At 55.8% G+C, this 7072-nt stretch carries 3 protein-coding genes; all 3 read left to right on the top strand.

Annotation, left to right across the window (positions count from 1 at the left end; genetic code table 11):
- The first annotated feature begins 439 nt into the window (after window positions 1-439).
- Window positions 440-3616: an alpha-amylase family glycosyl hydrolase gene (locus B3C38_RS01540; protein ID WP_286724596.1), complete on the top strand. Its 3177-nt coding sequence runs from the start codon at window positions 440-442 to the stop codon at window positions 3614-3616.
- A 98-nt stretch (window positions 3617-3714) separates the two neighbouring features.
- Complete coding sequence (locus B3C38_RS01545) at window positions 3715-3873, top strand: hypothetical protein (protein WP_286724599.1); 159 nt, start codon at window positions 3715-3717, stop codon at window positions 3871-3873.
- A 72-nt stretch (window positions 3874-3945) separates the two neighbouring features.
- Window positions 3946-6798 carry a starch-binding protein gene (locus tag B3C38_RS01550; RefSeq protein ID WP_286724601.1) on the top strand — a complete coding sequence of 951 codons (2853 nt, stop codon included), beginning with the start codon at window positions 3946-3948 and terminating at the stop codon, window positions 6796-6798.
- The last annotated feature ends 274 nt before the right edge of the window (window positions 6799-7072 follow it).

Genomic DNA, 7072 nt, shown 5'->3' on the forward strand with positions numbered 1-7072 from the left:
CCGCACGCCGGAATCAGATTTACCCCAAGGGACTCGATTTTTTCCTTTTCGCCACCGCGAAGACCATTTTTCTGTTCAGACATTATTATATAATTACCTTATATATAATAGATAATTCTGTAAACATTTTTGTTCCGTTTTTATTCTAATCCCACGTTTTCGCACTGCTCAACGCATTGCGCAGAGGCCTGTTTGCGCAATCGTTTGTACACAAAAAACGGCATTTTTATTCCAAACTGCAATTATTTATAGATAGCATTAAATTAATTTTGCAATTAGGAACCTACGAGAAAATTTACGTTGTAAATATTTATTCGACAGAATCACCTACTTTTCTGTCCTATATCTATGACCGACTCCGATATCATTAAGCCTAAAAACCATCCTTATGAGAACAAGAATTCTGGGACTATTAGTGCTCCTTCAATGCGTCATATCCATGTATGGTGCGAGCAGCTATGTAGACAATTTCACCGGTGGACGTACGGATTTCCGCGACGAAACCATCTATTTCATGATCACCACGCGCTTCTACGACGGCGATCCGAGCAACAATGTGCTGTGTTGGGATAACCAAACAGCCCAAATCAGCACCGGAGACCCATGCTGGCGCGGCGATTTCAAGGGTGTGATAGACAAACTCGACTATATCAAAGCACTCGGATTCACTGCCATCTGGATTACACCGGTGGTGCAAAACGCCTCCGGCTACGACTATCATGGTTATCACGCCATGGACTTCAGTAAGGTGGACACCCGCTATGAGAGCCAGGACGTGAACTTCCAGACGCTCATCGACAAGGCCCACGAGAAGGGAATCAAGATCATTCTCGACATCGTGCTCAACCATACCGGCAACTTCGGCGAGGCCAACCTGTGCCCGGAGTTCACCCGCAGCACCAACATCCTCAACCAGGCAAGCATCGACGCCTGCATGCAACCCAACACCAGCATCCTCGGTTCCGACTATGCCTCGCTGGCTTCGGGCAGTCAGTATGCCCGCCGACTGGCCATGATGAAGAACACCGACGGCGTGAACCACGACAAAAACAACTATTGGCACCACTTCGGAAACTTCAACTGGGACAACGAGACGCGCTGGTGGGCACAGATTGCAGGCGACTGTGTGGACCTCAACACGGAGAATCCCATCGTGTACAACTACCTCGTGAAATGCTACGGAGAGTTTATCAAGATGGGCGTCGACGGCTTCCGCATCGACACTTCCGGCCACATTGCCCGCCTAACGTTCAATCATGCCTTCATCCCCGCATTCCAGAAGCTCGGCGAGCAGTATGCCTCGAAGCGACTCAACGGTGCGCCGTTCTATATGTTTGGCGAGGTTTGTGCCCGCTATGGTGGCGTGATCTATCGCGAGCAAGACGCCCTCTCGCCCTTCTTCTATACCTGGACCAGTCCGTCAAAGTACGCATGGAGCGAGGATACCACCGAGTGGGTGGGCAAGGAATACCCGATTTCCGAAGGCACCAACTTCACCAACACCAACATGGCGGCCTGCGAAGCCGAGTATGCCGACTACAGTTCGTCTAACACGGCCGACTTCCAGTCGAGCAATGCCTTCCTCAACGGCAACACCTACCATACCCCCGACTACAGCAATGCCTCGGGATTCAACGTCATCGACTTCCCCATGCACTACAATTTCACCAGTGCAGGCAGTGCAGTGGGTATCGCCAAGAGCGGCGACAACCTCTATAACGACGCCAGCTGGAACGTGGTTTATGTAGACTCTCACGACTACGGACCGCAGCCGAGCGACAACATCCGCTTCAGCGGTGGCACCTCACAGTGGGCCGAGAACCTCAGTCTGATGTTCACCTTCCGCGGCATTCCCTGCATCTACTATGGCTCCGAGATTGAGTTTCGTGCCGGAAAGGTCATCGACAACGGCCCCAATGGCGCGCTGAAGGAGACCGGACGCGCCTACTATGGTGGCTACATCACGGGCGACGTGAGTGCCACCGATTTCGGCCAATACACCGCATCGGGCAACGTGGCCGCCACGCTCAATCAAGATCTGGCGCAGCATATCCGCCGTCTCAACCTCATTCGCAAGGCCGTGCCCGCCCTCCGCAAGGGCCAGTATAGCTGGGATGGATGCTCGTCCAACGGCGGTTACGCCTTCAAACGCCGCTACACCAGCGGCAGCATAGACAGCTATGCCCTCGTGGCATTGAACGCAGGTGCCACCTTCACGGGCGTGCTCAACGGCACTTACACCGATTGTATCACCGGAAACACCATCAATGTGAGCAACGGAACCCTCACCACCGACGGCTTCTCGGGCCAAGGCAACCTGCGCGTCTACGTGCTCAACGGCCCCGGCAAGATAGGCGAGGACGGCAAATTCCTCTATGGCAGCAGCTCGTCGAGCAAGGCTTCGCTCGTCTCCTACGACGGCAACCAGGAGGCTGGAACCACCTCTTACATCACGCCTGACGACGCAGTGAAAGACGCCGCGGTGACCTTCTCGCCCGCAGGAAGCACGTTTAAGACCGAAACCACCGACATTACCGCCACACTCAACGCCTCGGCCGTGAGTGGATGGTATCAGGTGGGCAGTGGCGCCAAGGTGAATATCAGTCAGACGGGCACCTTCACCATCGGTGCCAACATGGCCTACAACGACGAAGTGACCGTGAACTGGGGCGCCACCGGCGCCGACGGCGTGGAGCACACCGGCTCTGAGACCTACAAGAAAGTAGACCCCAATGCCACCATCACCATCTATGTGAAGTCGTCTACCGCCCCCAAACTCTATGCATGGAATGTGACCAATGGCACCACAAACGTGCTCAACGGAGGCTGGCCCGGCACCACCATGACTCAAACCACGACCATCGGCACCGACACTTACTATATGCAGTCCTTCTCCAACGTGGAGACTCTCAACGTAATCTTCAACAACGGCTCTGCCCAAACCGCCGACATCACCGGCATCACGGCCGACACCTACTTCTCATGGGATGGTACAACGGGCTACAGCATCCTGCCCACGCCCAGTCCAGTGACCGACGACTCCCTTTCGCTCGCGCTCTCTACGCCCTGGGCTACGTTCAGCAGCAGCCGCGACGTGAGCTTTGCCAACGTGTCGGGACTCAAGGCTTATGTCATCTCGGGCTACTATCGCGTGGACGGTAACCTCTCGATGCTGCTCACCAAGGTGACCGACGTGCCTGCAGGAACTGGACTTCTGCTTGCAGGAGCCGCAGGCACGACCTATAAGATTCCCTATGGCTGCAACACCGCCGGCTATCAGAACTATCTCGTGGCCTGCACCACCGACCAGACCATCAGCGCTACCGACGGCAGCTACACCAACTTCGTGCTGGTCAACAACAGCAGCAACTATCAGTTTGGCTACCTCTCATCCAGCCGCACCATGCAGGCAGGCAAGGCCTATCTGCAGTTGCCCACATCCATCGTACCGGCTGGAGCCAAATACATCTCGTTTGTCGAAGACACCGCCACGGGCATCAACGAACTGTCGGCTAATGCCAGCGACGATGCCTACTATTCGCTTTCGGGCGTCCGAGTGGCCCAGCCCGCCAAGGGAGTGTATATCAAAAACGGCAAGAAGTATATCTTCAAATAATTAGAATCAACCTTTTATTAATAACTATTTTAATTTAAAAAGTCATGTTTTCAGTATCTAAGAGAGTGTATGTTTGCCCCAGTATCAAATATAAGTCTATGGAGGGCGAAGCGTTTATGGCAGCCTCTACCTTATCTGGCACATCAGGTATGGAAGTTGGCGAATCCACAACCGTTGGTGTTTCGACCACCCCTGCCACCGATGATCAGCCCGCTTTGGCCAAGAGTTCCTCCTCCTATAACGTTTGGGCCGAATAAACGGTAACTCCAGACAACAGGGAAACACCCCTTTTCCCTATGCAATTTACTATACCTGACCCTTCAAACGACATGTGTAAGACTATTCTAAAACAACTGACATACCGGGCACTGATGCTTGTCTTCGCCATCACGGCCTTGCATCCGGCGTGCGCCGACAATGCCTACAGGCTTCCCGAAAAGATACAGCAGGGAGTGATTCTCCACTGCTTCGACTGGAAATATAGCGACATCACCGCCAACCTGTCTAACATCGCGGCTGCAGGATTCACGGCCGTACAGACCTCTCCCGCCCAGACCAACTACACGGGCACCACCAGCTGGAGCACACTCTATAGACCACGCGATACCCAGATTGGGGCCAACACGCTGGGCACGGAGACCGACCTCGCCTCGCTCTGCACCGAAGCCCATAAGCTCGGCATCAAGGTCATTGTCGATGTGGTGGCCAATCACACCGACGGCACCCTCGACTGGGTGGCCGATTTCTGGAAGAACACCGACCTCTACCACTCCTACGGCGCCGTTTCCAACTGGCAAGACCGCTACCAGGTGACCCACGGAGAGATTGGAATGAAAGACCTCAAGACCGAGGACAGTCGGGTGCAGGATAAGTTTAAGACCTATATCCAGGCGCTCAAGGCCATCGGCGTGGACGGATGCCGCTTCGATGCAGCCAAGCATATCGGTCTGCCCTCGGAGGGAGACAACTTCTGGCCGGCCGTCATCGATACCACAATGTTCAACTATGGCGAGATCCTCGACAACACTGGAGGCGACGACGCCACCCTGATGCCCGAATACCTGAAGTATATGAGCGTCACCGATAGCCCCTACGGCACCAACAACGTGCTCGGGTCGGCCAAGAACGGACAGGCTTCCACCAGCGGAGGCGGCAACTATGCCTTCACCTACAACACCTCCCATCTGGTGTATTGGGGCGAGAGCCACGACACCTACTGCAATTCTGGCGGCATGAGCGACGGCGTGAGCCAAGAGGTGGTAGACCGCGCCTATGCCGTGGCAGCCAGCCACAACAGCATTCCGGCACTCTATTTCTCGCGCCCCACCAGCTCTTCGGGCGCAGCCGCACAGGCCGGAGTGATGGGCAGCACCCACTACACCTCCTCCAGCGTGGCCGAGGTGAACAAGTTTCACAATGCCATGAACGGCAAGGCCGACTACTACACGGCCAGCGGCAGCGTGGCCTCCATCTCGCGCAAGGATGGTGGCGCCATCGTGGTCAACTTCGCAGGCAGCGGCTCGGTGAGCGTTGCCAATGGCGGAGCATATGCCACTCCGGGTACCTACACCGACCGCGTGTCGGGCAATACCTTCACCATCACCGCGTCGACAATTAGCGGAACCACCAACAGCACGGGCATCGCGGTGCTCTACAACGATGTGGCGACCACTCCATCGGTAACCCTCAGCCAGGACGGTGGCATCTTCAAGGCCGAAAGTCTCTCGCTCACAGCCACGCTCAGCAATGCCACTGCCGGATGGTATCAGGTGGGCACAGGCACCAAGACCACCTTCACCTCTACGGCCACATTCACCATTGGCACCGACGCTGCCTACGGCGACACCATCGTGGTGAACTGGGGAGCCACCGCAAGCGATGGCACCGAGGTCACCGGTAGCGCCACCTATTATAAGATAGACCCCAACGCCAAGGTGTATGTCTACTACAACAACCCCAACAGCTGGTCGAGCGTGAGCTGTTATCTCTATACCGCTACGGTCAACAACGCATGGCCCGGCACCATCATGACCTACGATTCGAGCCTCAGCATCAACGGCAAGACGGGCTGGTGGTACATGGAAGTGCCCACGGCCTATGTCAACGGCTATGCCATGTTCACCGACGGACAGGCCAGCGGCACCCAGCAGTATCCCGGAGCCAACCAGACAGGCATCGCCATCGAGGGCAGCTCACTCTATGTAGACGGCACCACGACGGGCCACACCACGGCGATTCCCGGCGACAGCGCTACCCCAACGCCCACACCCACCCCATCGACGGGCATCACCATCTATGTGAAAGCCTCTACCGCTCCCTACCTCTACGCATGGGACGACAGCGAGGTGGCACTCAATGCCAAATGGCCCGGCACCCAGATGTCTGCCCAGACCACCATCAACGGCATGGCCTATTACTACCAGACATTCACTGCTTCGCCCCTGAACATCATCTTCAACAACGGCCAAGGACAGCAGACCGCCGACATCAAAGGCATCACCGGCTCTACATTCTACAGCTACGACGGCACCACGGGCTACGAGGTGCTGACGGTAGACACCACTTCGACCGACAGCGATACTACCACGGTGACCTCGCAGACCATCAACCTCGGCACATCTGTAGCCACCTACTGCAGTGCCTACGACCTCGATTTCACCCATGTGCAAGGCCTGAGCGCCTACATCGCCTCAGGCTATCGCCTCATCGATGGTGTCATAGACATCGTGCTCACGCAGGTCGACTATGTTCCTGCAGGCACCGGACTGATGCTCATGGGTACGGCAGGCACAGCCTACACGGTGCCCGTGCAGACCATGGAAGCCGGCTATCGCAACTATCTGAAGGGCGTGACCACCGACACCACTGTCGAGGCCACCGACGGCATCTATACCAACCTCGTGCTGGTGGCCAACAACTCGTCCTATCAGTTTGCGGCCATCTCCGCCTCACGCACCATCGTCGGCAGCAAGGCCTACCTTCAGTTGCCCACAAGCGTGGTATCCACCTCGTCGGCCAAGTATTTCAATTATGTCATCGACGACCCCACCACGGGCATCAGCAAGATACAGCAGCATTCCGCCATAGACCGTGAGGCCTATTACAGCATGACCGGAGTCAAGACCTATCGACCCACTCCGGGAATCTATATTCACCAAGGTAAAAAGATTGTAGTGAGATAACGAGCATTGTTTGACTCAATAGGTAGTATCCGCCGGATAGCTCAGGTCATTCCTATTTCCCCTGAGCGTCCGGCGGTTTATCGTTTCAGGGTGGGGAGAAGAGATAGCCATGCCCACAAAGCCTCTCCCCCAACCCCTCCCCCGAAGGGAGGGGAGTGATATGCTGGATAAACAAAAACTCCGTAGGGACATGCCCCGTGCATGTCCGCACCGCCGCATGGAGTCCATAGAGTAGCCCTTTCATCGCGATGCGATGAAAGGGCTACTCTATGGA

This window comes from Alistipes sp. UBA1686, from assembly GCF_002320215.1.
Classification (GTDB): domain Bacteria; phylum Bacteroidota; class Bacteroidia; order Bacteroidales; family Rikenellaceae; genus Alistipes; species Alistipes onderdonkii.

Coding starts and splice junctions, on each gene's coding strand:
- B3C38_RS01545 (WP_286724599.1), top strand. CDS start 3,715: ATGGAGGGCGAAGCGTTTATGGCAGCCTCTACCTTATCTGGCACATCA.
- B3C38_RS01540 (WP_286724596.1), top strand. CDS start 440: ATGTATGGTGCGAGCAGCTATGTAGACAATTTCACCGGTGGACGTACG.
- B3C38_RS01550 (WP_286724601.1), top strand. CDS start 3,946: ATGTGTAAGACTATTCTAAAACAACTGACATACCGGGCACTGATGCTT.